General features: G+C 36.7%; 21 protein-coding genes and 1 riboswitch. Of the genes, 20 read left to right on the forward strand and 1 reads right to left on the reverse strand.

Annotated elements, in window-relative coordinates; genetic code table 11:
* Positions 1 to 53: 53 nt before the first annotated feature.
* The 6 genes from ACAM30_RS10505 (at position 54) to ACAM30_RS10530 (ending at position 6,482) form a co-directional block, all read left to right on the forward strand.
* Entirely contained in the window at positions 54 to 1,043 is a 990-nt protein-coding gene (locus tag ACAM30_RS10505) for an alpha/beta fold hydrolase (protein ID WP_369618443.1), read from the forward strand.
* A 1-nt stretch (position 1,044) separates the two neighbouring features.
* Positions 1,045 to 3,459, forward strand: a complete 2,415-nt coding sequence (gene thrA, locus ACAM30_RS10510; RefSeq protein ID WP_369618444.1) for a bifunctional aspartate kinase/homoserine dehydrogenase I — start codon at positions 1,045 to 1,047, stop codon at positions 3,457 to 3,459.
* 68 nt (positions 3,460 to 3,527) lie between these two features.
* Positions 3,528 to 3,956 carry an OsmC family protein gene (locus ACAM30_RS10515; RefSeq protein ID WP_369618445.1) on the forward strand — a complete coding sequence of 143 codons (429 nt, stop codon included), beginning with the start codon at positions 3,528 to 3,530 and terminating at the stop codon, positions 3,954 to 3,956.
* A 137-nt stretch (positions 3,957 to 4,093) separates the two neighbouring features.
* Entirely contained in the window at positions 4,094 to 5,266 is a 1,173-nt protein-coding gene (locus ACAM30_RS10520; RefSeq protein WP_369618446.1) for a PLP-dependent aspartate aminotransferase family protein, read from the forward strand.
* Positions 5,267 to 5,333: 67 nt separating this feature from the next.
* A complete protein-coding gene (locus tag ACAM30_RS10525) occupies positions 5,334 to 5,864 on the forward strand; it encodes an alpha/beta hydrolase (protein ID WP_369618447.1) in 531 nt (176 codons plus the stop codon).
* 207 nt (positions 5,865 to 6,071) lie between these two features.
* Complete coding sequence (locus ACAM30_RS10530; RefSeq protein ID WP_008466594.1) at positions 6,072 to 6,482, forward strand: Rrf2 family transcriptional regulator; 411 nt, start codon at positions 6,072 to 6,074, stop codon at positions 6,480 to 6,482.
* A 107-nt stretch (positions 6,483 to 6,589) separates the two neighbouring features.
* Here ACAM30_RS10530 and ACAM30_RS10535 read toward each other — a convergent pair whose 3' ends face one another.
* Positions 6,590 to 7,372: a sulfite exporter TauE/SafE family protein gene (locus ACAM30_RS10535; RefSeq protein ID WP_369618448.1), complete on the reverse strand. Its 783-nt coding sequence runs from the start codon at positions 7,370 to 7,372 to the stop codon at positions 6,590 to 6,592.
* 309 nt (positions 7,373 to 7,681) lie between these two features.
* On the opposite strand from ACAM30_RS10535, the gene ACAM30_RS10540 reads away from it, so the two are divergent.
* The 14 genes from ACAM30_RS10540 to ACAM30_RS10605 all read left to right on the forward strand — a co-directional run bounded on the left by ACAM30_RS10540 (position 7,682) and on the right by ACAM30_RS10605 (position 24,135).
* The gene (locus tag ACAM30_RS10540; RefSeq protein WP_369618449.1) at positions 7,682 to 8,584 is read left to right on the forward strand and encodes a sulfite exporter TauE/SafE family protein; all 903 of its coding nucleotides are present in this window, start codon (positions 7,682 to 7,684) and stop codon (positions 8,582 to 8,584) included.
* 27 nt (positions 8,585 to 8,611) lie between these two features.
* Positions 8,612 to 9,322 carry a phosphoadenylyl-sulfate reductase gene (locus tag ACAM30_RS10545; protein ID WP_369618450.1) on the forward strand — a complete coding sequence of 237 codons (711 nt, stop codon included), beginning with the start codon at positions 8,612 to 8,614 and terminating at the stop codon, positions 9,320 to 9,322.
* A 76-nt stretch (positions 9,323 to 9,398) separates the two neighbouring features.
* The gene (locus tag ACAM30_RS10550) at positions 9,399 to 9,572 is read left to right on the forward strand and encodes a hypothetical protein (RefSeq protein WP_369618451.1); all 174 of its coding nucleotides are present in this window, start codon (positions 9,399 to 9,401) and stop codon (positions 9,570 to 9,572) included.
* 36 nt (positions 9,573 to 9,608) lie between these two features.
* Positions 9,609 to 10,526 (forward strand): sulfate adenylyltransferase subunit CysD, encoded by a 918-nt coding sequence (cysD, locus tag ACAM30_RS10555; RefSeq protein ID WP_369618452.1) that lies wholly within the window; start codon positions 9,609 to 9,611, stop codon positions 10,524 to 10,526.
* A gap of 137 nt (positions 10,527 to 10,663) precedes the next feature.
* Positions 10,664 to 11,908: a sulfate adenylyltransferase subunit 1 gene (locus tag ACAM30_RS10560; RefSeq protein ID WP_369618453.1), complete on the forward strand. Its 1,245-nt coding sequence runs from the start codon at positions 10,664 to 10,666 to the stop codon at positions 11,906 to 11,908.
* A 111-nt stretch (positions 11,909 to 12,019) separates the two neighbouring features.
* Positions 12,020 to 14,110, forward strand: a complete 2,091-nt coding sequence (locus ACAM30_RS10565; RefSeq protein WP_369618454.1) for a nitrite reductase — start codon at positions 12,020 to 12,022, stop codon at positions 14,108 to 14,110.
* Entirely contained in the window at positions 14,103 to 14,876 is a 774-nt protein-coding gene (gene cobA, locus ACAM30_RS10570; protein WP_369618455.1) for a uroporphyrinogen-III C-methyltransferase, read from the forward strand. Before ACAM30_RS10565 ends, cobA begins: the two co-directional genes overlap by 8 nt.
* Positions 14,877 to 15,006: 130 nt before the next feature.
* The gene (locus ACAM30_RS10575) at positions 15,007 to 15,588 is read left to right on the forward strand and encodes a bifunctional precorrin-2 dehydrogenase/sirohydrochlorin ferrochelatase (RefSeq protein WP_369618456.1); all 582 of its coding nucleotides are present in this window, start codon (positions 15,007 to 15,009) and stop codon (positions 15,586 to 15,588) included.
* 96 nt (positions 15,589 to 15,684) lie between these two features.
* Positions 15,685 to 16,737 carry an NAD(P)/FAD-dependent oxidoreductase gene (locus ACAM30_RS10580; RefSeq protein WP_017497280.1) on the forward strand — a complete coding sequence of 351 codons (1,053 nt, stop codon included), beginning with the start codon at positions 15,685 to 15,687 and terminating at the stop codon, positions 16,735 to 16,737.
* Between the two features lie 628 nt (positions 16,738 to 17,365).
* A riboswitch (SAM riboswitch) is annotated at positions 17,366 to 17,480 on the forward strand.
* A 239-nt stretch (positions 17,481 to 17,719) separates the two neighbouring features.
* Positions 17,720 to 18,724, forward strand: a complete 1,005-nt coding sequence (locus ACAM30_RS10585) for a homocysteine S-methyltransferase family protein (RefSeq protein ID WP_369618457.1) — start codon at positions 17,720 to 17,722, stop codon at positions 18,722 to 18,724.
* 440 nt (positions 18,725 to 19,164) lie between these two features.
* A complete protein-coding gene (metH, locus tag ACAM30_RS10590) occupies positions 19,165 to 21,840 on the forward strand; it encodes a methionine synthase (protein ID WP_369618458.1) in 2,676 nt (891 codons plus the stop codon).
* 155 nt (positions 21,841 to 21,995) lie between these two features.
* The gene (locus tag ACAM30_RS10595) at positions 21,996 to 22,352 is read left to right on the forward strand and encodes a four helix bundle protein (RefSeq protein ID WP_369618459.1); all 357 of its coding nucleotides are present in this window, start codon (positions 21,996 to 21,998) and stop codon (positions 22,350 to 22,352) included.
* Positions 22,353 to 22,421: 69 nt separating this feature from the next.
* The gene (metF, locus tag ACAM30_RS10600) at positions 22,422 to 23,378 is read left to right on the forward strand and encodes a methylenetetrahydrofolate reductase [NAD(P)H] (RefSeq protein ID WP_369618460.1); all 957 of its coding nucleotides are present in this window, start codon (positions 22,422 to 22,424) and stop codon (positions 23,376 to 23,378) included.
* 97 nt (positions 23,379 to 23,475) lie between these two features.
* Positions 23,476 to 24,135, forward strand: coding sequence for a class I SAM-dependent methyltransferase (locus ACAM30_RS10605; protein ID WP_369618461.1), 660 nt, complete (start codon positions 23,476 to 23,478; stop codon positions 24,133 to 24,135).
* Positions 24,136 to 24,241 lie beyond the last annotated feature (106 nt).

Below are 24,241 nucleotides of genomic sequence, written 5' to 3' on the forward strand. Positions count from 1 at the left end.
CACTCTAGACTTTCTTTCTAATATTTCCACATACAAATCAAAATTAAAAAGATTTGAAATTGGAAAATATACCAAGTCCCATTATAATTCAGGAATTCATCACCGAAAGTGGTGTGTCCTACTCATCATTACCCTTAAGTTTTACACTTTCCGGTTTACCATTGCATAGTGCGCCCATTGTACTCGTTAATCATGCTTTGACAGGAAATGCAGAGGTCACCGGAGCCAACGGCTGGTGGAATGACCTTATCGGTGAAAATAAAACAATCGATACTTATAAATTTACCGTACTGGCTTTTAATGTGCCGGGAAATGGTAATGATTCTTTTATTATCGAAAATTACCAGGATTTCACAGCAAGAGATATTGCCCGCATTTTTGTAAAAGGTTTAGAATTCCTAAATGTTAGCCAACTACATACCATTATTGGAGGTTCTGTCGGAGGAGGTATTGCCTGGGAGATTCTTGCATTAGAACCCAACATTACTCAAAATCTAATTCCCATCGCAACAGATTGGAAATCGACCGACTGGATGATCGCCAATTGCTATTTACAAGAGCAAATTTTGAACAATTCTTCAAAACCTGTTGAAGATGCCAGAATTCATGCTATGTTGTGTTACAGATCTCCTGAATCATTCAAAGAAAAATTTCAACGCACCATCAATGCCAGTCGCCCTGTTTTCAATATTGAAAGCTGGTTGGCACATCATGGTGAAAAACTACAGAAAAGATACCAATTGGCTTCGTATAAATTGATGAACCAATTGCTTAAAACCATAGATATTACCAGAAACAGAGAAGATTTTGAAACTTTGTTATCCAGAACAACTGCTGCAATTCACATTGTCGGAATCAATTCAGATTTGTTTTTTATACCCAAAGAAAATCGGGAAACTTTTCAGGAATTGAAAAAGTTTAAAGACAATGTTTCTTACAGCGAAATAGATTCGGTTCACGGACATGACGCTTTTTTAATCGAGTACAAACAATTAGATCATTTACTTGCCGATATTTTTAAGGCAGAAACAATAGAAAAATAAAATGAAAATATTAAAATTTGGCGGTAAATCGTTATCAAACGGAGAAGGACTTAACAAAGTAGTTTCAATTATTACAGACAAAGTACAGCAGAATGAAAAAATAGCTGTTGTAGTTTCGGCTCGTGGAGATGCTACAGATGAGTTAGAATATATTTTAAAAATTGCTGCCAAGAATGGCAACTACAAACCTCTATTTGAGAATTTTAAAGCCTATCAGGTTTCAGATTATCCTCAGGTTGATTTGTCTGAAGAATTTAATGTACTCGAAAAGCTTTTTGAAGGAGTAAGTCTGATTGGTGATTACAGCAATAAAATCAAAGATCAGATTTTATCAAAAGGAGAATTACTTTCGGCTAAATTGCTGACCGCTATTTTAATTGAAAAAGGAGTTCCGGCAAACTTTGTGGATTCAAGAGAATTGTTGAAAACCGATTCTAAATTTGGAGATGCACAGCCTTTGGAGCAGCTTTCTAAGAAAAATGTGATCAATTATTTTAAAGAACACAACGGCTCAACGGTTAATATTGTGACCGGTTTCATTGGATCTAACAATAATAACGATACCACCACTTTAGGCAGAAACGGCAGTAATTATACCGCATCGCTAATTGCGAATTATCTGAATGCCGAGGAATTGCAGAATTTTACACACGTTGACGGAATTTACACGGCAAATCCTGATTTGGTGGCCGATGCGAAAAAAATTGAATTCCTGTCGTTTAATGAAGCCAATGAATTAGCCAATTTTGGGGCTACAATTCTACATGCGAAAACAATTATTCCATTATTGGAAAAAAATATTCCGCTTCGTATTTTAAATACCTTTAATCACGAAAATCGCGGGACTTTAATTACCTCTGATTCTGCAAAAGAAGGAATTAAAACGCTTTCTGTTTTAGAGAATGTTTCTCTGGTGAATCTGGAAGGCCGTGGATTATTGGGGAAAGCAGGTGTAGATGCTCGAATCTTTAAAGTAATGGGCGATCACAACATCAGTGTGAGTATTATTTCGCAAGGTTCTTCAGAGCGAGGTATTGGCCTTGTGGTGGCAACCGATAAGGCTACATTGGCGATGGTCGAATTAGAAAAAGAATTTGAAAATGACTTCTATTCTAAAGATGTAAATCAGATTACAGTAACCGATAATGTTTCGGTAATTTCGATTATCGGTCAGGATTTGAGTACTTTCCATAAACCCTACACGGCATTAATTAAAAATAAAATTGTTCCGATTTTGTTCAATAACACCGTTACGGGTAAAAACGTGAGTTTGGTGGTTAAAAAATCAGAACTGCATAAAGCCTTAAATGTAATTCACGGTGAGATTTTCGGAGTTTCCAAAAAAATCAATATTGCCATTATTGGTCATGGATTAGTGGGGGGAACTTTAATCAATCAGATTTTAGAATCGACTGACGCTATCGAAAAGAGAAAAGACGTGAGGCTAAATGTTTTTGCAATTGCGAATTCCAAAAAAGTACTTTTAGATAAAAACGGAGTAAGTTCGAACTGGAAAACAGACATCGAAAAAGACGGACTTGCTTACACTATTGAGGATATTATTGCTTACGCGAATCAACATCATTTAGAAAACCTGATTGCGATTGACAATACAGCCAGTGCGAAATTTGTGGAGAATTACATTCCGTTGGTGGAGAGCAGTTTCGATTTGATCTCTTCTAACAAAGTAGCCAATACACTGAGTTACGGCTTTTACAAAGAATTGAGAAAATCTTTAGCCGAAAATCAGAAGAATTATTTGTACGAAACCAATGTTGGCGCCGGATTACCATTAATTGACACCATTAAATTGTTACACCTTTCGGGAGAAAACATCACAAAAATAAAAGGGGTGTTCTCCGGAACATTAAGTTATTTGTTTAATAATTTTTCGGCAAAAGACGTTCCTTTCAGTGAGATTCTACAAGAAGCGATTGATAACGGATATACAGAGCCGGATCCGCGTGAGGATTTGTGCGGAAATGATGTGGGTAGAAAATTATTGATTCTGGCAAGAGAATTAGACTTGCAGAACGAATTTGAAGAAATCTCGATTCAGAATTTAATTCCGGAACATTTACGTGAAGGCAACGTTGGAGATTTCTTAACGAAATTGAAAGAGTTCGATCCAATCTATGAAAAAATCAAAGCCAATCAGAAGCCAAGCCACGTATTGAGATACATTGGTGAATTGTCCGGAGATTTGCAAAACGACAAAGGAATTTTGGAAGTAAAGTTAGTTTCAGTGCCTTCAGACACCGCTTTGGGCGGATTAAAAGGATCCGATTCTTTCTTTGAAATTTATACAGAGTCTTACGGAGACCGTCCAATCGTAATCCAGGGAGCCGGTGCAGGTTCTGCGGTAACAGCGAGAGGAGTATTTGGTGATATTTTGAGATTGTCAGATAAAGGGTAAACGATTTAAGATTTTAGAATTCAGATTGCAGATTTTAGATTGAGAAGAATAAAAAAAAGAAAAATAACATGAAAGTAACTTTGAACAGAGTAAATGACGCGTTTCATTTTAAACTTAAAAACGAACGTGGTCATGTAGTGGATGTTGACAGCAGAGCCGAATTTGGCGGAAGCGATTTAGGCGCAAGTCCTATGGAATTAGTATTGATGGGGGTTGCGGGATGCAGTGCCATTGATATGATTTCGATCTTAAAAAAGCAACGTCAGGAAATCACTTCATTTAATGCTGAGGTAGAAGGAGAGCGTGTACAAGTTGGCGAAGCAAAACCTTTTAAAGAAATCAATGTGATTTTTTATTTAGAAGGCGATATTATCCCTGAAAAAGCACAACGCGCAGCCCAGCTTTCTTTTGAGAAATATTGCTCGGTTTCAAAAACAATAGAGCCTACAGCTACTATAAAATACAAAGTGGTCCTGAACAACGAAGAATTGAAATAATTAGATAATGAGTCAATTTGAGAATTAGATAATTTTCAAAAAGGATATTAATTAATAACGCTATACCGTTTAAATTTTAAGTTTTTGTTTTAAACGACCCTGAAAACTTGAAACTTGAAACAAGAAAAACAAAAAAAATGAACACAGAAGAATTTGGTTTTGAAACACAAGCCATTAGAACACAGTTAGAAAGAAGCCAGTATCTAGAGCATTCGGTGCCATTATACTTATCATCAAGTTTTGTATTTGAAGATGCTGAAGACATGAGAGCTTCTTTTACAGAAGAAAAAGAAAGAAACATTTACAGCCGTTTCAGCAATCCGAATACCACAGAGTTTGTGGACAAAATTTGTAAAATGGAAGGCGCAGAGGCGGGTTATGCTTTTGCAACCGGAATGGCAGCGGTATATTCTACTTTTGCAGCATTATTAAATTCAGGAGATCATATTGTGTCTGCGAGCAGTGTTTTTGGTTCGACACACGCTTTGTTTATGACTTATTTTCCAAAATGGAATATCGAAACCTCTTATTTTGATATTAGCAAGCCGGAAACCATTGAAGAGTTCATTAAACCAAATACAAAAATTTTATACGCAGAGTCACCTACAAATCCGGGTGTTGATGTGATCGATTTACAATTGTTAGGTGATCTTGCTAAAAAACACAACCTGATTTTAATTATCGATAACTGTTTTGCGACGCCTTACCTTCAGCAGCCTATAAAATTTGGAGCGCATCTGGTAGTGCATTCAGCGACCAAATTGATTGACGGTCAGGGAAGAGTTTTAGGCGGAGTTACGGTTGGAAGCGAAGATTTAATCAGACAGATTTACTTATTTTCAAGAAATACAGGACCGGCTTTGTCTCCGTTTAATGCATGGGTTTTGTCGAAAAGCTTAGAGACACTGGCTGTTCGCGTGGAGAAACACTGTGAAAATGCTTTAAAAGTAGCAGAGTTTTTAGAGGCACATCCAAATGTGAATAGTATAAAATATCCGTTTTTGAAGTCACATCCACAATATGAGATTGCCAAAAAGCAAATGAGATTGGGAGGAAATATTATAGCTTTTGAAATTAAAGGCGGCATTGAAGCCGGAAGAAAATTTTTAGATAAAATAAAACTCTGTTCGCTATCGGCCAATATTGGCGATACAAGATCGATTGTGACGCATCCTGCCTCAACCACACACAGTAAGTTGTCGGAAGAAGATCAATTGGCAGTTGGAATTACACAAGGTCTTGTGCGTGTTTCAGTAGGTTTAGAAACGGTAGAAGATGTGATTGCTGATTTGAAGCAGGCGCTTAGCTAAATTTTAGATTGATGATTTTAGATATTAGATTTTTGAAAACTGATATCTAAAATCGTATCTTTTATAAATGATGACTAAACTAAGACTAATAATTTTATCAGATCTGTTTGGAGATAGAAATTCAAAATGGGTAAAAGAGTATCAGGAAATATTAGAACCTAAATTCGAAATTCAATATTATGATGTGTCTGAACTGGCAGGGATTCATTCTACCAGTCTTCTTGAAAGTGATATTCATAATCAATTTTTAAACGGCGGTATTGATCGTGCAGTCACTAAATTGCTTCAATTAGAAACGGAAAAAATAGTTGTTTTAGGATTTAGTATTGGAGGAACAATTGCCTGGAAAGCTTCTTTGCAGGGATTGAACAGTACACATTTATTTGCCGTATCATCAACAAGGTTAAGATATGAAGTTGAGGTTCCAAACTGTGATGTAAAATTATATTTTGGAGAAGAAGATTCAAACAGGCCTGATTTACAATGGTTTTTTGAATTGAATTTGATCGGTGAAATTATGGAGAATCATGATCATCAACTTTATAAAATAAAAAATATCGCATTTTTAGTTTGTGACGATATCATAAAAATGGTATAGAATAACGATTTTTGACTGGAAATAAGTACGGTTAAAAAATCGTTTTTTATTTGGTTTTATTTAAACTATACTAATTTAGTAGAATATAGTTTTTCATAGTGTTACTATTCTCATTTAAAAAGTTTATTTTTGTTGCAGAAAATAAGACGGTTGTTATTTTGGATTGGAAGTCTAAAATAGGCAATCAGCAATTAAAATATATAAAACGTGCTTTCAAAGAAAACTAAATACGGAATTAAAGCTTTAACTTATCTGGCCAGACGTGAAAACAATGAGCCGGTACAAATTGCCGAAATTGCGAAAAGTGAACATATTTCAATTAAATTTTTAGAAAGTATTTTGCTATTGCTTAGAAACTCAGGATTTCTTGGGGCTAAAAAAGGAAAGGGCGGAGGGTATTACCTGATAAAAGACCCTAAAGACATTAGTATGGCTAAGGTGTACCGCATCCTCGAAGGGCCTATCGCACTGCTTCCTTGTGCTAGTCATAACTTTTATGAAAGATGCGACGATTGTGATGATGAATCTACCTGTGCCGCACGTCGATTAATGACCGAAGTGAGAGACAATACACTTAAAATTCTGGAGAGTAATTCATTGGCGGATATTGCCTTTTAATCAGATCTCCATTCTGAGATTTCATATAAAAAAAGACCATTTCAATATTTTAATGAAATGGTCTTTTCTTTTTAGATTCAAATTATATTTTGAAGGATATAAATGCGTTAGGAAATCAATTTGTATCCGGCCATAAAAAGCATTACAGCAATCGCATTTCTCAGGAATTGATCCGGAACTTTTCCACTTAACATACTTCCCATGTAAATTCCCGGAAGCGAACCCATCAATAATTGTCCTAATAAACCAAGATCTAAATTTCCCATTGAGGCGTGTCCGATTCCGGCAACTAATGTCAAAGGAACGGCATGTGCAATTTCAGTCCCGACTAAACGAGGGGTTGGCAATAGCGGATAAAGAAAAAATAAAGTGACAGTTCCCAGAGCTCCTGCGCCAATTGAAGTTAGCGTTACGGTAGCACCTAACAGAACACCTATGGCAATAGTTAGTGTATTTTGAGTGGTACTTTCGCTGTGAAATTTATCTCCGGCATGTTTTTGAGAGAATTTTAAAAGTCTCTTTTTAAAGATAATAGCAACCGAAGTGAATAACAAGGCCCAGCCTAAACTGTATTTGATAACATGATTTATAGTTTCAATGTCGGTTTTGATACTGTTCAGAATCCAAAGGGTGGCCAAAGCGGCAGGAACACTTCCAAGAGTCAGCCAGCCTGTAATTTTCCAGTTGATGTTGCCTTTTTTGTTGTGAACGAATACTCCTCCGGCTTTAGTAAAGGCGGCATAAAGTAAATCTGTTCCAACCGCTGTTGTTGGCGGAATACCGAACCATAATAAAATTGGAGTCATCAAAGAACCGCCTCCAACACCTGTTAACCCCACTATAAAACCTACTGCTAAACCTGCAATTATAAGACCTATTTGGAAATCCATGGATAAATATTTGCCGTAAAAATAGCAACATTTTTATAATTATCCTATGGAAATGGTAGACTTTAAAAATGTTATTTTGAAAATGATGAAATTTTTATTGTTATAGTATTGGAATACAGTTTGATATGTTTTTTAAGCTGTTTGATGATTAGTAAAAATTGTTACGTATTCCTTTTCGTTGCTATTAAAATGAGGAGGGTGTAAAAAAATCAAATATTGTTTTGATATTTAGAAATAAGTAGTAATTTTGTCATTCAATCTACTAACCCGATAGGGTAATGGATTTTAAAGCTAAAACAAGTCACAGGAATGGAAAAGGAACTTAAAATAAATACCGCAGCAGTTAAGGCTGATGTCACGATTAAAGAAAGATTGTGGGTTTTGGTACCGGCTGCTTTACTGATAGGTTTATTGACGACTTTGATATACAATCATCATGCGGAGTTTTCATGGGATGCATTTGTTGACGGTTTTAATCAGGAATTTTTAGTGTTTTTTGCAATTGGTGTTTTTGCACAATTGGTAGACGGAACTTTAGGAATGGGATACGGAGCAACTTCTACATCATTTTTACTGGCATATGGAGTTCCGCCGGTTATTAGCAGTACAGCAGTTCACGTGTCTGAGATGTTTACCACGGGAGCATCGGCACTTTCTCATCACCGATTTGGAAATATCAATAAAAAACTGGTAAAACATTTATTGATTCCTGGGATTTTAGGTTCTATTACAGGTGCTTATTTACTATCGGATGTGATTAATGGAGATGTTATAAAGCCTTTTATTGCCGTTTATATGATTGTTTTGGCTATTATAATTATTCGAAAAGCTTTAGTTAAAAAGATCATCAAGAAGAAAACTAAAAAACTTGGAGCTTTGGCTGTTTTTGGAGGTTTTATGGATTCCGTTGGAGGTGGAGGCTGGGGACCGATTGTAACTTCAACCTTATTAGGAAGAGGCAGAAATCCAAGATACACAATAGGTTCTGTAAATGCAGCTGAGTTTGCAATTTCGTTTGCAAGCGGTATAACTTTTATGCTTTTTGGAGGAATTCATGGCTGGCAGGTTATCATAGGTTTGATTTTAGGAGGTGTGATCGCAGCACCATTGGGAGCTTATCTGGTCAATAAAATAAAGAGAAAACCAATGATGATTGCGGTTGGTATTTTAATTATAGTATTAAGTTTAAAAACATTATCTAAATTATTGTAACATTTTTTAGAAGGAAAGAGAGAGAATATGAGTGCGACGATTATACAATCATTATTAGATAAAACGAAAGATTTTTCACTAGACGAAACATTGGCTTTTTTAGCAAATGAATATCCGGGAAAAGTAATCTTCTCGACATCTTTTGGACAGGAAGATCAGGTTATCACTGATTTCATAGCAAAAAGCAATCAGGATATAGCCATTTTTACACTAGATACAGGAAGGTTGTTTCAGGAAACGTATGATGTTTTTCATAAAACATTAAAAAAATACAAAAAGCCAATTGAGGTTTACTTTCCGGAAGCAGCAGCAGTAGAGAGCTTGCTTCAGTCAAAAGGACCGAATAGTTTTTATGATTCGGTTGAGAACAGAAAAGAATGCTGTTTTATTCGAAAAGTAGTTCCGTTACGAAAAGCTTTGGCAGGAAATTCGGTTTGGATTACAGGTTTAAGAGCAGAACAATCTGAGAATAGAAACGATTTACAATTGTTTGAATACGACGGAGGTTTCGAAATCATAAAGTTCAATCCATTATTGAAATGGACATTAGAAGAGGTTGAAACGTATTTGTTCGAAAACAATGTTCCTCAAAACGCTTTACACAAACAAGGTTTTGTAAGCATCGGATGTGCACCCTGTACCAGAGCAATTTTCCCGGGAGAAGATATCAGAGCCGGAAGATGGTGGTGGGAATCCAGTCATAAAGAATGTGGTTTGCATAGCGCGAAGAAAGAGTAGCCAGAGTAAAGAGAATAGAATATAGATTTTAAGTTCCGGAGGAACGTTTTATATTGTAGCGTCGGGTTTTAACCCGATGGAGAGTAAAGAAAATAGAACAAAGAATATAGATTTAAGTTCCGGAAGAACGGTCTATATTGTAGTGTCGGATTTTAATCCGATGGGAATGGAAGAAGGAATTTGTAATATATCGTCGGAATTTGACCCGATGGAGAGTAAAGAAAGTAAAATAAATAGTAGAAAGTTTTAGGCAACTCACAAAAAACAACAACCTGAAACTTTAAACTTGAAACAAAAAAACAAAATGAGTTCAGTATTAAAAACAAACGCTTTAGAGAGCGAAGCAATATATATTTTCAGAGAAGTAATTTCACAGTTTGATAAACCGGTTTTACTTTTTTCCGGAGGAAAAGATTCAATAACATTGGTGCGTTTGGCACAAAAAGCATTCTTCCCTGCAAAAATTCCGTTTCCTCTTTTACATGTTGATACCGGACATAATTTTCCGGAGACTATTGCTTTCAGAGACAAACTGGTAGAAGAGTTAGGGTTAGAGTTAATTGTGCGTAATGTTCAGGATGCTATCGACGAAGGAAAAGTCGTAGAAGAAACCGGTAAATATTCCAGCAGAAACAGTTTGCAGACAACTACACTTTTAGACGCAATTGAAGAATTTAAGTTTGATGCCTGTATCGGAGGAGCACGTCGTGATGAGGAGAAGGCAAGAGCTAAAGAGCGTATTTTTTCAGTTCGTGACGATTTTGGTCAATGGGATGAAAAAAATCAGCGTCCGGAATTATTTGACATTTTGAACGGAAAAATAGAGAATGGTCAAAACGTTCGTGTTTTCCCAATTTCAAACTGGACAGAATTAGATGTATGGAGTTATATCGAGAAGGAACAAATCGAAATTCCATCGATCTATTTCTCACATAAAAGAAAAGTTTTTTTGAGAGACGGTTTGATCTGGTCACATTCTCCTTTTGTGTACCAGGAAGAAGACGAACAAATCGAAGAAAGAATTGTTCGTTTTAGAACCGTTGGAGATATGAGCTGTACAGCAGCTGTCGAATCTTATGCAGCAACCATCGAAGAAGTAGTTGGAGAAATCAGAAGCTCCACGATTTCTGAAAGAGGAGCTAGAATTGACGACAAACGTTCTGAAGCCGCAATGGAAAAGAGAAAACAACAAGGGTATTTTTAATTCTTGTAAAAAGTTAGATGTAAGATGTGAGCTGTAATAAGGGAGCAGTAAAAGTAAAAATCAAAGATTCAAAAAAACAAAATTTTTAAAAGTAGGGTTGAAACCTGAAACTTTTAAAACTTGAAACAAAATATAAGATGGACGTTTTAAAAATAGCAACAGCAGGAAGTGTAGATGACGGAAAAAGTACTTTGATCGGGAGATTGCTGTACGATACAAAATCATTGACCACAGATAAAATCGAAGCAATAGAGAAAAGCAGTAAACAAAAAGGATATGATTATCTTGATTTTTCACTGGCAACTGACGGATTAGTAGCGGAGAGAGAGCAGGGAATTACAATTGATGTGGCGCACATTTATTTCTCGACAGCAAAGAAAAGTTACATTATTGCCGATACTCCGGGGCACGTTGAATATACCAGGAACATGGTTACGGGGGCTTCAACTTCTCAGGTTTCCATTATTTTAATTGATGCCAGAAAAGGAGTAATCGAACAAACGTACCGTCACTTTTTTATCAATAATTTATTGAGGGTAAAAGAGGTGATTGTGGCGATCAATAAAATGGACTTAGTGGATTATTCAGAAGAAGTTTTCAATAAAATCAAAGCCGATTTCCAGGCTTTAAATGCCAAAAGTACTTTCAAAGAGCAAAACGTAAGTTACATTCCGTTAAGTGCTATCAATGGAGGAAATGTTGTAGACAAATCAGAAAACATGAAGTGGTATGATGGACAAACGGTTCTGGAGCATTTAGAAGGATTACATTCTCATGATGTGTATGAGCCAGGGAAAGCGCGTTTTCCAGTTCAGACTGTTATTCGTCCTAAAACAGAAGAGTATCATGACTTTAGAGGTTATGCCGGAAAGTTGTATGGGAATTCTTTAAAAGTAGGGGATGCTGTAACTGTACTTCCTTCATTGACAGAATCAAAAGTGACTAAAATTCATTTTTTCGACAAGCAATTTGATGAAGCCGTTGCAGGTTCTTCGATCACCATCGAATTAGAAAATGACATCAATGTGACGAGAGGTGATATGATTGTAAAATCGTCAGAACTTCCAAAAATTGAAAAAGAAATACACACAACTGTATGTTGGATGGACAGTAAAAAACTGGTTCCGGGTACAAAATATATTGTGCAGCACAACACCAATTCGGTTTTGGCAAAAGTAGAAAGTATCAAAAATACAATTGCAACAGATTACTCAGGAACAACACCGGCATCACAGTTAGCAATTAACGAGATAGGAGAAGTAAGCATTAAATTAAGCAAGCCTTTATATTTTGATGCCTATAATGATAATAAATCAAACGGTGCATTCATCTTAATTGATACTGCAACGAATACAACAGCAGGAGTAGGATTCATTCGTTAAAACTGCTGTAAGCTTTAGGCTATAGGCTTTAAGCTTTTTGCAAAATGTTTAACAAGGTAAGCAACGAAGCCTAAAGCTTATTGCTTAAAGCCTAAAGCATCAAAAAAAAAAATGGAAAGTTTTAGAACAGAAATAGAAAATCCGGTAGTTCAGAAAGAGATTATCGAGTTAGAAAAAAAGATTCATTTGTTCCGTGGAGGAAAAATTGACGATGAGCGTTTTCGTAGTCTTCGTTTAGCACGTGGGATCTATGGACAACGTCAGGAAGGTGTTCAGATGATTCGTATTAAACTGCCTTATGGTAAAGTGACCAGCGAACAATTGATTCGTATTACAAAAGTTTCTGATGAATATTCTACAGGACGTCTGCACATTACGACACGTCAGGACATTCAGATTCATTATGTAAGTCTGGACAGAACTCCGGAGCTTTGGGCAAATCTGGCCAAAGACGATGTTACTTTGCGTGAAGCTTGTGGTAACACTGTTCGAAACATTACAGGAAGCGAATTGGCAGGTGTAGATGTAAACGAACCGTTTGACGTTTCGCCTTATGCACATGCGCTGTTTCAATATCTTTTAAGAAATCCTATCTGTCAGGAAATGGGACGTAAATTCAAAATTTCGTTCTCGTCCTCTGATGAAGATACCGCTTTGAGTTATTTGCATGACCTAGGATTTATTCCAAAAATTGTAAATGGTGAGCGTGGTTTCAAAATCATGTTTGGTGGAGGTTTAGGTTCTCAACCGGCTCATGCTGAATTACTTTCTGAATTCGTTCCGGCAAATCAGATCATTCCAACAGCAGAAGGAATCATTCGTATTTTTGACCGATACGGTGAACGTGCAAAGAGAATGAAAGCTCGTATGAAATTCTTAATCAAAGAAATGGGAAGAGATGTTTTCCTTGATTTGGTTGAAAAAGAGAAAAAAGCCATCGCTTTTGAAACATACGAAATTGACACTACGGCTTTTGACGGACCAATTCCGGAACCGTTGTTAGAAGTGCCACAAGTTACAATTGAAGATACAGAAGCATACGAAGCTTGGAAAAAATCAAATGTAATTGCTCAAAAGCAAGAAGGTTATTATGCTATCGGAATCAAAGTTTTATTAGGAGATTTTTACACCGATAAAGCCCGATTATTAGCCGATTTAATTAAAAATTACGCTGCAAATGAACTTCGTTTTTCATTGCGTCAAAATATTGTAATACGTCATGTGAAAGAAGCGAGTTTACCTTTCTTCTATCAGGAATTGGCTAAACTGAACTTTGTTCATTTAGGATATAATTCAACGGCAGATATTACAGCTTGTCCGGGTACAGATACTTGCAATTTGGGGATTGCAAGTAGTACCGGAATTGCAGAAGAATTAGAAAAAGTATTAAGTGCTGAGTATCCTCAGTATTTGAACAACCGCGAAATTGAAATCAAAATTAGTGGCTGTATGAATGCTTGCGGACAGCATAATATGTCGGCAATTGGTTTCCAGGGAATGTCAATTAATTCCGGAAAATTGGTCGCTCCGGCTTTACAGGTTCTGTTAGGTGGAGGAAGATTAGGAAACGGAGCAGGTCGTTTTGCCGATAAGGTAATTAAAGTGCCTAGCCGTAGAGGGCCGGATGCGTTGCGTACCATCTTAAATGATTTTGATGCCAATGGAAGCGGACAAAAGTTTTTGGATTATTATGATTCAAAAGGAGAGAAGTATTTCTATGAAATCTTAAAACCTTTTGCTGATGTAACCAATTTAACCGAAGCTGATTTTGTAGATTGGGGTAATGCCGACAACTACGTAAAAGCAGTTGGAGTGGGAGAATGTGCCGGAGTAGTAATTGATTTGGTGGCGACTTTATTGTTGGAAGCCAAAGAAAAGTTAGTATTCGCACAGGAATCTTTTGACGAAAGCAAATGGTCAGATGCTATTTACCATGCGTACGCCGGATTTGTAAATGGTGCAAAAGCTTTATTGCTTTCTGAAAACGAAAAAACAAACAATCACGCAGGAATTGTTGATTTGTTTGACACGGTTTTTATTGCAGCAGGTAAAATTAAATTAGAAACATCATTCAGAGAATTAGTGTATCAAATCAATGCAATACAACCTTCAGAAGCATTTGCAAAACAATACATTCAGGAAGGAATTGCATTTTTTGATACGATCGAAAAATATAGAACTCAACAATTAGAAAATGCTTAATATCAAACCAAAAGTAACTTTAGTTGGTGCGGGTCCCGGCGATCCGGATTTGCTTACGCTGAAAGCTGTAAAAGCACTTGCTGGAGCGAATGTGGTTTTGTATGATGCATTGGCCAATGAAGAAATATTAGCGTATGCTCCTAAAAATGCGATTCGGATTTTTGTCGGGAAAAAAATAGGCAATCACGCTTATACGCAGGATCAGATCAATCAGCTGATAGTGGATAATGCTTTGACCTACGGAAATGTAGTCCGCTTAAAAGGTGGTGATCCGTTTATTTTCGGACGTGGAAGTGAAGAAATTGAATTCATCGAAAGTTTTGGAATCGAGACGTTCGTAGTTCCCGGAATATCTTCGGTAGTGGCAGTTCCGGCAAGTCAGGGAATATCAATCACCAAAAGAGGTGTTTCCGAAAGTTTTTGGGCTATTACCGGTACAACTTCCGACAGGAAATTATCTTCAGACGTTGCTTTGGCCGCACGGTCCTCTGCAACCGTCGTAATTTTGATGGGGATGCATAAATTGTCTCAGATTATTGATTTGTTTCAAAAAGAAAACAAAGGAAATTTGCCCGTTGCGATCATTCAGAACGGAACAATGCCCGATGAAAAAGTGGGTGTAGGAACTGTAAATTCGATTTTGGAAATTGTAAAAGAGAAGAAACTGAGCTCACCGGCAATTATTGTGCTTGGAGAAGTTGTCCGCGAAAGCAATAAACTAAAAGGATTTTACGAAGAATTTCTGTCCAAAGAAATGGTGAGGTAGAGAGCAGTAATAATGGACTCTATCATAATGTTGATTTTCAATCCGTAAAATGTCTCGGGTATAAAATTGGGTTTTTAACCTGATGCAAGCAAAAAATCATCTAATTTTGATTGGATGAAACTGAATTAAAATGGAACAAAACGAATTATATCCCGTATTCCTGAAGCTTCACAATTTAAATGTTCTGATTGTTGGCGCTGGAAATGTAGGGTTAGAAAAGCTCTCTTTTTTACTAAAGTCGAGCCCCAATGCAAATGTTGAGGTAGTAGCCCCAAATTTTCATCTGGAAATAAAGGTTTTGGCTGAGAAACATCCTTCGATTACCTTAACCCAATCGAAGTTTAAAAAGAGAATGCTTAAAAGACGTCACATGGTAATCGCCTGTACGGATGATTTAAAAGTCAATAAAAAGGTCTATGAATTATCCCGAAAGCGTTATTTGATTTGCAATATTGCAGACACACCGGATTTATGTGATTATTATTTAGGAGGAATCGTAACTAAAGGCAATGTGAAAATTGCCATTTCGACCAACGGAAAATCGCCAACAACAGCCAAAAGACTTCGTGAGTTTTTTGAAGAGGTAATTCCGGAGGATATCAATAAAATGGTCGAAAACCTTAATGAATATCGAAAGACATTGAAAGGTAATTTTGAAGACAAGGTTAGAAAGATGAACGAAATAACCGCTTCATTAAAAAATAAAGAGTAAAAAATTCCGCAAGGAAATCAATGACAAAAATCATTGAAATTAGAATAAATTATTCGTTCCTTTGCATTATTAAGAATGATTATAAACAACAACATAATGATTAAAACAGATATACTTATAATTGGAGCAGGCCCAACAGGATTATTTGCCGTTTTCGAGGCAGGATTATTAAAATTAAAATGCCATATTTTAGATGCTTTACCACAAGCAGGAGGACAACTTTCAGAATTGTACCCAAAAAAACCTATTTATGACATTCCTGGATTCCCTGAAGTATTGGCAGGAGATTTAATCGATGGGTTGATGGAGCAAATCAAACAATTCGAGCCTGGTTTTACCTTAGGAGAGCGTGCAGAAACGATTGAGAAACAAGAAGACGGAAGTTTTATTGTGACTTCAAATAAGGGAACTAAATTTCATGCACCGGTTATTGCTATTGCAGGAGGTTTGGGAAGTTTTGAGCCACGTAAACCACTTATTGAAGATATCGAGTTTTACGAAGATAAAGGAGTAAAATATTTCATCAAAAATCCGGAGAAATTCAGAAATAAAAAAGTGGTAATCGCCGGAGGAGGAGATTCAGCTTTAGACTGGAGTATCTTTTTAGCGAATGTAGCTTCAGAAGTTACGTTGATTCACCGTAGAAACGAATTTAGAGGAGCTTTAGATTCTGTAGAAAAAGTACAGGAATTGAAGACAGCCGGAAAAATTAAATTAATCACACCGGCAGAGGTAATCGGAATCAATGGTGCTGAGCATGTTGAATCATTAGATATCGAAGAAAACGGAGCACACCGTAAAATCGAAACAGACTATTTTATTCCGCTTTTCGGATTAACACCTAAATTAGGGCCAATCGGTGACTGGGGATTAGAAATAGAGAAAAATGCTATTAAAGTAAATAATGCATTGGATTATCAAACTAATATTCCGGGAATCTTCGCTATTGGAGACGTAAACACTTACCCGGGAAAATTAAAACTGATTCTTTGTGGATTTCACGAAGCTACTTTAATGTGTCAGGCTGCTTATCAGATCATTAATCCTGGTAAAAAATACGTTTTAAAATATACTACTGTTTCTGGTGTAGACGGTTTCGACGGAACTCGTAAAGAAGCTCCAAAAGCAGTTGTTAAAGCGATAGTTTAATTTTAAGGGGCTGAGGTACTAAGGTGCTAAGGTTCTAAGATTTTATATAGAGAAAGCTCAAACTTTTTTAGTTTGGGCTTTTTTTTTGATATAAATATTATGCTCCTCCGGAGCTAAACTATTTTAAACATTTTTTAATTCCAAAGGGATGATATATTTATAGCTGATGCATTTATGGAATTGATGGTGTTTGTAAAAAAGCCCTAACGGGCGACATACAATATTGCTAAAGGAAAGATAATATCGCTCCGCTGGAGCTTTTACTTGGAAAGATGATTATTTAGCTAAAGATATTACGCTCCTCCGGAGCTAAGCTATTTTGAATTTTTTATTAATCCCGAAGGGATGCCATCTTTATAGAATTGATGGTATTTGTAAAAAAGCCCCAACGGGGCGACATATAATTCAAAACCAGAATAGCAATGTTGTTCGTTGGAGCTTAAAGCCATTTGATAAGATATTAGAAAAGCACAAAGTAATTTCAAACTTAGTCTCTCAGTATCTCAGCTTCTTAGGTCCTTAAAAAAGAAACTTAAAACCTCAGAATCTCAGCTTTTCAGAAACTTTAAAAAACACTTGCAATTGTTGAGACTATGTCTTTACTTTGCACTGTTCTTAAAATTATTGAAAGTTATCACGAAAGGCGGAGGGAAAGACCCAATGAAACCTTAGCAACCCTTTATCATAAAGAAGGTGCTACATTCTACTTAATACAACATCTTTGTATTCAAGATAGATAACACAAATACATGACACGTATTTCTCAAAAACTTTTCCTGACAACCTTACAATCTTATTTTACTGAATTCAGTATCATGAGCGAATTATTAACGCATTTTTTTGTGCTTAATCTTTCCCGCTTTTTGTTACAAACTTTTAAATCCGACAGGTTTTTAAAACTTGTCGGATTTAAAAAAGGTATAATTAATAAAAACTTAGCCTCTTAGTACCTTAGAGTCTTAGCAGCTAAAAGAATAAAGATATGTCAATAACAATTCAGGAAGCAATAAAAAAAAATATCCTAATCCTTGACGGAGCAATGGGAACGATGTTGCAGCGCTATAATTTCTCAGAAGAAGACTTCAGAGGAGAGCGTTTCAAAGATTTTCCGCATCCGTTAAAAGGAAACAACGATTTACTATCCATAACACAACCACAAGCAATCCGCGATGTTCATGCCGCTTATTTTGAAGCTGGTGCGGACATCGTAGAAACCAATACTTTTTCAGGAACTACGATCAGTATGGCCGACTATTTCCTGGAAGATTTGGTTTATGAACTAAACTATGAATCGGCTAAAATTGCCCGTGAAGTAGCGGATGAATTCACCGCTAAAAATCCGGACAAACCACGTTTCGTAGCGGGGTCAATCGGACCAACAAACCGTACGGCAAGTATGTCACCGGATGTAAACGATCCTGGTTACAGAGCTGTAACGTTTGATGATCTGCGAATTGCCTACAAACAACAGGCAGAAGCTTTAATGGACGGTGGATGTGATCTGTTATTAGTAGAAACCATTTTCGACACCTTAAATGCTAAAGCAGCACTTTTTGCCATTGAAGAGGTAAAAGAAGAACGCAATCTGGATATTCCAATCATGGTTTCAGGAACGATTACAGATGCTTCAGGAAGAACACTTTCAGGACAGACGGTTGAAGCATTCCTGATTTCGGTTTCGCACATTCCGTTATTGAGTGTAGGGTTCAATTGTGCTTTAGGAGCCGATTTGCTAAAACCATACCTTAAAACCTTATCACAGCATACACAGTTTAATGTTTCGGCACATCCAAATGCAGGTTTGCCAAACGCTTTCGGACAATACGACGAAACTCCGGAGCAGACACAGGCCTTAATTAAAGAATATTTAGATGATAATTTAATCAATATTATTGGAGGCTGTTGCGGAACCACTCCGGATCATATTCGATTAATTGCTGAGGTGGCGAAGGATTATAAACCTAGAGTGGCACCGGTTTTTGTATAATATCATCTTATTGATTTTGGGAATGGATTAAAATCCATCCCTACAAAATGGACCGAGCCTAAGGCTCTTAAAAAGTTCCGAAGGAACGATATATTTTGTGCAACGGAATTTATTCCGTTGAAAAAGGTATCATTGAAAAAGAAGAGTTCCGAAGGAACGACATATATAGGTTTTATAAACGATAATTGAAATCGTGAAGAATGCAAGGGAGTCGTAAAACCAAATCCGCGTGAGGGATAAAAGTGAAAAGCCCACAGACCAATGCAGTGATAACGAAATTGGTCGAGGACTTGTAACGGATAGCCCGGTTCGTCTTAGCGAACACGCCCAAATTAATAAATATAAATGCCGAAAAAGTTTTTAAAAGACTTACAGGTAAAAAGATAGAATAAAAAAACTTAGAATCTAAGCATCTTAGAATCTCAGTAACTTAAAGAAAAATGGCAGAAAATAGAAGAGACCTTGTATTATCAGGATTAGAACCGTTAATTATTACACCTACCAGTGTTTTTGTTAACGTTGGAGAACGTACAAACGTTACCGGTTCTAGAAAATTCCTGCGTTTAATCAAGGAAGAGAAATATGACGAGGCACTTGATATTGCAAGGCAGCAGGTAGAAGGAGGAGCACAAATCATCGATATTAATATGGATGAGGGTATGCTTGACGGTGTTACTGCAATGACTAAGTTTTTGAATTTAATAGCATCAGAACCGGACATTTCGAGAGTGCCCATCATGATCGACAGTTCGAAATGGGAAATCATCGAAGCGGGTCTTAAAGTAGTACAGGGAAAAAGCGTCGTAAACTCGATTTCATTAAAAGAAGGAGAGGAAGCTTTTATTCACCATGCCAAATTAATCAAGCGTTACGGAGCTGCGGCCATCATTATGGCTTTTGACGAAGTGGGACAGGCTGATAATTATGACCGAAGAATTGAAATCTGTCAGCGTTCCTATGATATCTTAGTCAACAAAGTTGATTTCCCTCCGCAGGATATCATTTTTGATTTGAATATTTTCCCTGTTGCGACCGGAATGGAAGAGCACCGTTTGAATGCTCTGGATTTTTTCAGAGGGACAAAATGGGTTCGTGATAATTTGCCTCATGCACACATCAGTGGCGGAGTAAGTAATGTTTCGTTTTCTTTTAGAGGAAATGATACCGTTCGTGAGGCGATGCACTCGGTATTTTTGTACCATGCGATCAAGAACGGAATGACGATGGGAATTGTGAATCCGGAGATGTTGACGATTTACGATGATATTCCGAAAGATCTTTTGGAGTATGTTGAAGACGTAATTCTGGACAGACGTGATGATGCAACTGAACGATTGCTGGATTTTGCCGAGAGCGTAAAAGGAGAAGCTAAAACAGATGAGAAAGCAGTTCAGGAATGGCGTTTAGGAACCGTTCAGGAGCGTATTACACATTCATTGGTTAAGGGAATAGATGCTTTTATTGAAGAAGATGTAGAGGAAGCACGTTTGGCTGCTACAAAACCAATTGAGGTAATCGAAATCAATTTGATGACCGGAATGAACGTAGTAGGAGATTTGTTCGGAAGCGGAAAAATGTTCCTGCCACAGGTAGTAAAATCGGCACGTGTAATGAAAAAAGCCGTAGCCTATTTATTGCCTTTTATCGAAGCGAGTAAACAAGCCGGAGATAAACAAGGAAATGGAAAAATCCTAATGGCTACCGTAAAGGGAGACGTTCACGATATTGGTAAAAACATTGTTTCGGTAGTTTTGGCCTGTAACAACTACGAGATTGTAGATCTTGGAGTTATGGTGCCTCCGGAAAAAATTATTGCCGCTGCGATAGAACACAATGTAGATATTATTGGTCTAAGCGGATTGATCACGCCTTCGCTTGACGAAATGGTGTATCTGGCCAAAGAACTGGACAAACAAGGAATTAAAATTCCGATTATGATTGGTGGAGCAACGACTTCGCGAGCGCATACCGCTGTGAAAATTGCACCACAATACAGAGAAACAGTTATTCACGTAAACGATGCTTCGAGAGCCGTTACTGTTGCCGGAAATCTGTTAGATCATAACCGTAAAATATATGCAAGCGATATTCGTGCAGAGTACGATTCTTTTAGAGAAACATTTTTGAATCGTTCCAGAGATAAGAATTTCTTAAGCATTGAAGACGCCCGTAAGAACAAATTACAATTGGATTGGGAAAATTTCAATCCGGTGAAGCCAAATATAATTGGAGAACAAATTGTTGAGGTAGAATTAGACGTTTTGGTTCCGTATATCGACTGGACTCCGTTTTTCAGAACCTGGGAATTGTTCGGGAAGTTTCCGGCAATTTTAACCGATGAGGTTGTAGGGAAAGAAGCGACTTCTGTTTATAAAGATGCTCAGGCAATGCTTAAAGTAATTTTAGAAGAGAAGAAATTATCTGCAAAAGGAATTTACGGAATATTTCCTGCGAATCAGATCAATGATGATGATATCGAATTGACAGACGAAAACGGAAAACCGTTACAGACATTTTTGACTTTACGCCAGCAGTCTCAAAAAACAAAAGGCGCACCCAATATTGCATTAGCCGATTTTATCGCTCCGAAAGAAAGTGGGAAAGTGGATTATATGGGAGCTTTTTGCGTAACAACCGGTTTTGGTGTTGACGAATGGGCAGCTGAATTTGAAAAAGATCTGGACGATTACAATTCGATTATGGTGAAAGCACTAGCCGATCGTTTTGCCGAGGCTTTCGCTGAATATCTTCATGAAAGAATACGTAAAGAAATCTGGGGGTATTCATCAGATGAGAACTTAACGAATGAAGAAATGATTTCTGAAGAGTACAAAGGAATCCGTCCTGCTCCGGGTTATCCGGCATGTCCTGACCATTTGGAGAAACCAACGATCTGGAAACTTTTAAATGTAGAAAAAGAAATAGGCGTAACATTAACTGAAAGCATGGCAATGTGGCCGGCTTCATCTGTTTCCGGATACTATTTTGGAAATCCGGAAAGTAAATATTTCGGACTGGGGAAAATAAAAGAAGATCAGGTAGTTGACTATGCCAAACGACGCAATGTTTCAACTGACTATGCAATGAAATGGCTGAACCCTAATATAGCAGATTAATTTAGTTGATGGTTGATGGTTTTTGGTTGATAGATTTTAAGTCTGTAACTTTTAATTAGAACCGATTAAAGCAGATCAAATAGTTAATGGTTTTGATGTTAAAATATTTATGCAAGAACCAATAAATTATTAACCATGAATAAATAATTAATAAAATGGAGTACAGTAAGTTAGAGGTGTGGTTGGAAGCAAGGAAATTAGTGAATTTATTGTATGATTTTTCGAAATTATTTCCAAAAGAAGAATTGTTTGGATTGACGAATCAAATGAGAAGGGCAGCAATCTCAATTCCTTCCAATATAGCAGAAGGTTGTGGAAGACAAACTTCAAAAGAAACGATACATTTTCTTCACATATCCAGAGGATCGCTATTTGAATTAGAAACTCAATTTTATTTAGCGTTTGATCAACAATATATTGAAGAAAACAGCTTTAACATTGCGCTTGATCAGATTCAGACTTGTAAAAAGCTATTAAATGGGTTTATTAACTACTATAAAAAAATAATATAGTTGAGGTGTAGTTGTTGAGTTCCGGAAAGAACCATCAACCATCAACCATTAACTATCAACTAAAAAAGAATGAAAGTAACAGAACATATAGAAAACGCGAAAGGAAATACATTATTCTCGTTTGAACTTATTCCGCCTCAAAAAGGGAAGAGCATTCAGGAATTGTATGATAATATTGATCCGTTGATGGAGTTTAAACCACCATTTATTGACGTAACCACTTCGCGTGAAGAATATATCTATATTGATAAAGGAAATGGACTTTTAGATAAAAAGCTAACGCGTATGCGTCCGGGAACACTTGGAATTTGTGCTTCTATAAAACATAAATACAATGTTGATACAGTACCACATTTACTTTGTGGAGGCTTTACACAGGAAGAAACCGAATACATGCTGGTAGATTGCCAGTATTTAGGAATCAATAATGTAATGGCACTTCGTGGTGACGCTATGAAAGACGAACAATCTTTTGTGCCAAAAGCGGGCGGGAATAGTTACGCTATTGATTTGGTGCGTCAGATCAACGACTTAAACAACGGAAAGTACCTTCATGAATTAATGGATACTGATAATAAAGCCGATTTTTGCATTGGTGTTGCGGGTTATCCTGAAAAACATTTGGAGTCTCCTTCTTTACAGTCTGATTTAAAAAGACTTAAAGAGAAAGTAGATGCGGGAGCCGATTATGTGGTAACCCAAATGTTTTTTGATAATGCTAAATATTTTGCCTTTGTAGAAAAAGCAAGAGAAATTGGTATTACAATTCCGATTATTCCGGGAATCAAACCAATTGCAGTTCAGAGACATTTACAAATTTTGCCTCAGATTTTTAGAATCGATCTGCCGGAAGATTTAATTGATGCTGTAGATAAATGTAAAAACAATGCCGAAATCAAGCAAGTCGGAATCGAGTGGGCCGTTCAGCAATCATTAGAATTAAAAGCAGCCGGAGTCCCTGTTTTACATTATTATTCAATGGGGAAATCAGAGAATATCCGTCAGATTGCGCGTCAGGTTTTCTAAGATTTTAAGCATAAATTTTTGTCATTTCGATATAGTAGAAATGACAAAGTTTTACCGATATTTACTTTTTAGGACTAATTTTGAATTTATTTTAAAGATGATGGAAAAAGAAGAATTACAGGCAATAGCCTCTCAGCTAAAGCATCCTACAGGAGAAAAAGGAATAGAAATGGCGAATATGATGCATGAAGTTAATATCAATATGACGCGCCATTCCGTTCAAAATCTGCAGGTAACATCGGGAAATACAATTTTAGAATTAGGTCACGGAAATGCCGGACATTTAGAGTATATACTCGAGCAAGCCCAGGATCTGAGGTACTACGGACTTGAAATGTCGGAGTTAATGTATCAGGAAGCGCAGCAAATTAATGCCGCTTTTGTGACTAAAAAACAGGCTCACTTCTCTCTTTATGGCGGAACCGATATTCCATTTAAAGAAGCCTCTTTTGATAAAATATTTACAGTAAACACCATTTACTTTTGGCAGGAACCGGAGAAGTTACTCTCAGAAATTTACAGAGTTTTAAAACCTGAAGGCACTTTTTGCATCACCTTTGCCGAAGAAAGTTTTATGAAACAGCTGCCTTTTACTCAGTTTGAATTTAATCTTTACAGCACTGAAAAAGCAGAAAATTTGATTGAAAGAACGGCTTTCCAAATCGTACATAAAGAAACACTGACCGAAAGTGTAAAAAGTAAACTGGGTGAATGGGTAGACAGAGATTTTACAACTTTGGTATTAGGGAAACGTTGATCTCCTGATCTTCTTCACCGTATTTTTTTTAATATTTTTATAAATTCCGGAGTAATTTGACTCTTTGGAATTAAAAAAATGCACCGTTAATTTTAGTACTCATTTT

Source organism: Flavobacterium sp. CFS9, from assembly GCF_041154745.1.
Taxonomy (GTDB): Bacteria; Bacteroidota; Bacteroidia; order Flavobacteriales; family Flavobacteriaceae; genus Flavobacterium.

Coding starts and splice junctions, on each gene's coding strand:
- ACAM30_RS10565 (WP_369618454.1), top strand. CDS start 12,020: ATGGAAAGTTTTAGAACAGAAATAGAAAATCCGGTAGTTCAGAAAGAG.
- metH (WP_369618458.1), top strand. CDS start 19,165: ATGGCAGAAAATAGAAGAGACCTTGTATTATCAGGATTAGAACCGTTA.
- metF (WP_369618460.1), top strand. CDS start 22,422: ATGAAAGTAACAGAACATATAGAAAACGCGAAAGGAAATACATTATTC.
- ACAM30_RS10595 (WP_369618459.1), top strand. CDS start 21,996: ATGGAGTACAGTAAGTTAGAGGTGTGGTTGGAAGCAAGGAAATTAGTG.
- ACAM30_RS10585 (WP_369618457.1), top strand. CDS start 17,720: ATGTCAATAACAATTCAGGAAGCAATAAAAAAAAATATCCTAATCCTT.
- ACAM30_RS10550 (WP_369618451.1), top strand. CDS start 9,399: ATGGAGAGTAAAGAAAATAGAACAAAGAATATAGATTTAAGTTCCGGA.
- ACAM30_RS10560 (WP_369618453.1), top strand. CDS start 10,664: ATGGACGTTTTAAAAATAGCAACAGCAGGAAGTGTAGATGACGGAAAA.
- ACAM30_RS10535 (WP_369618448.1), bottom strand. CDS start 7,372: ATGGATTTCCAAATAGGTCTTATAATTGCAGGTTTAGCAGTAGGTTTT.
- ACAM30_RS10580 (WP_017497280.1), top strand. CDS start 15,685: ATGATTAAAACAGATATACTTATAATTGGAGCAGGCCCAACAGGATTA.
- ACAM30_RS10605 (WP_369618461.1), top strand. CDS start 23,476: ATGATGGAAAAAGAAGAATTACAGGCAATAGCCTCTCAGCTAAAGCAT.
- ACAM30_RS10515 (WP_369618445.1), top strand. CDS start 3,528: ATGAAAGTAACTTTGAACAGAGTAAATGACGCGTTTCATTTTAAACTT.
- ACAM30_RS10540 (WP_369618449.1), top strand. CDS start 7,682: ATGGAAAAGGAACTTAAAATAAATACCGCAGCAGTTAAGGCTGATGTC.
- ACAM30_RS10525 (WP_369618447.1), top strand. CDS start 5,334: ATGATGACTAAACTAAGACTAATAATTTTATCAGATCTGTTTGGAGAT.
- ACAM30_RS10545 (WP_369618450.1), top strand. CDS start 8,612: ATGAGTGCGACGATTATACAATCATTATTAGATAAAACGAAAGATTTT.
- ACAM30_RS10520 (WP_369618446.1), top strand. CDS start 4,094: ATGAACACAGAAGAATTTGGTTTTGAAACACAAGCCATTAGAACACAG.
- ACAM30_RS10575 (WP_369618456.1), top strand. CDS start 15,007: ATGGAACAAAACGAATTATATCCCGTATTCCTGAAGCTTCACAATTTA.
- cobA (WP_369618455.1), top strand. CDS start 14,103: ATGCTTAATATCAAACCAAAAGTAACTTTAGTTGGTGCGGGTCCCGGC.
- thrA (WP_369618444.1), top strand. CDS start 1,045: ATGAAAATATTAAAATTTGGCGGTAAATCGTTATCAAACGGAGAAGGA.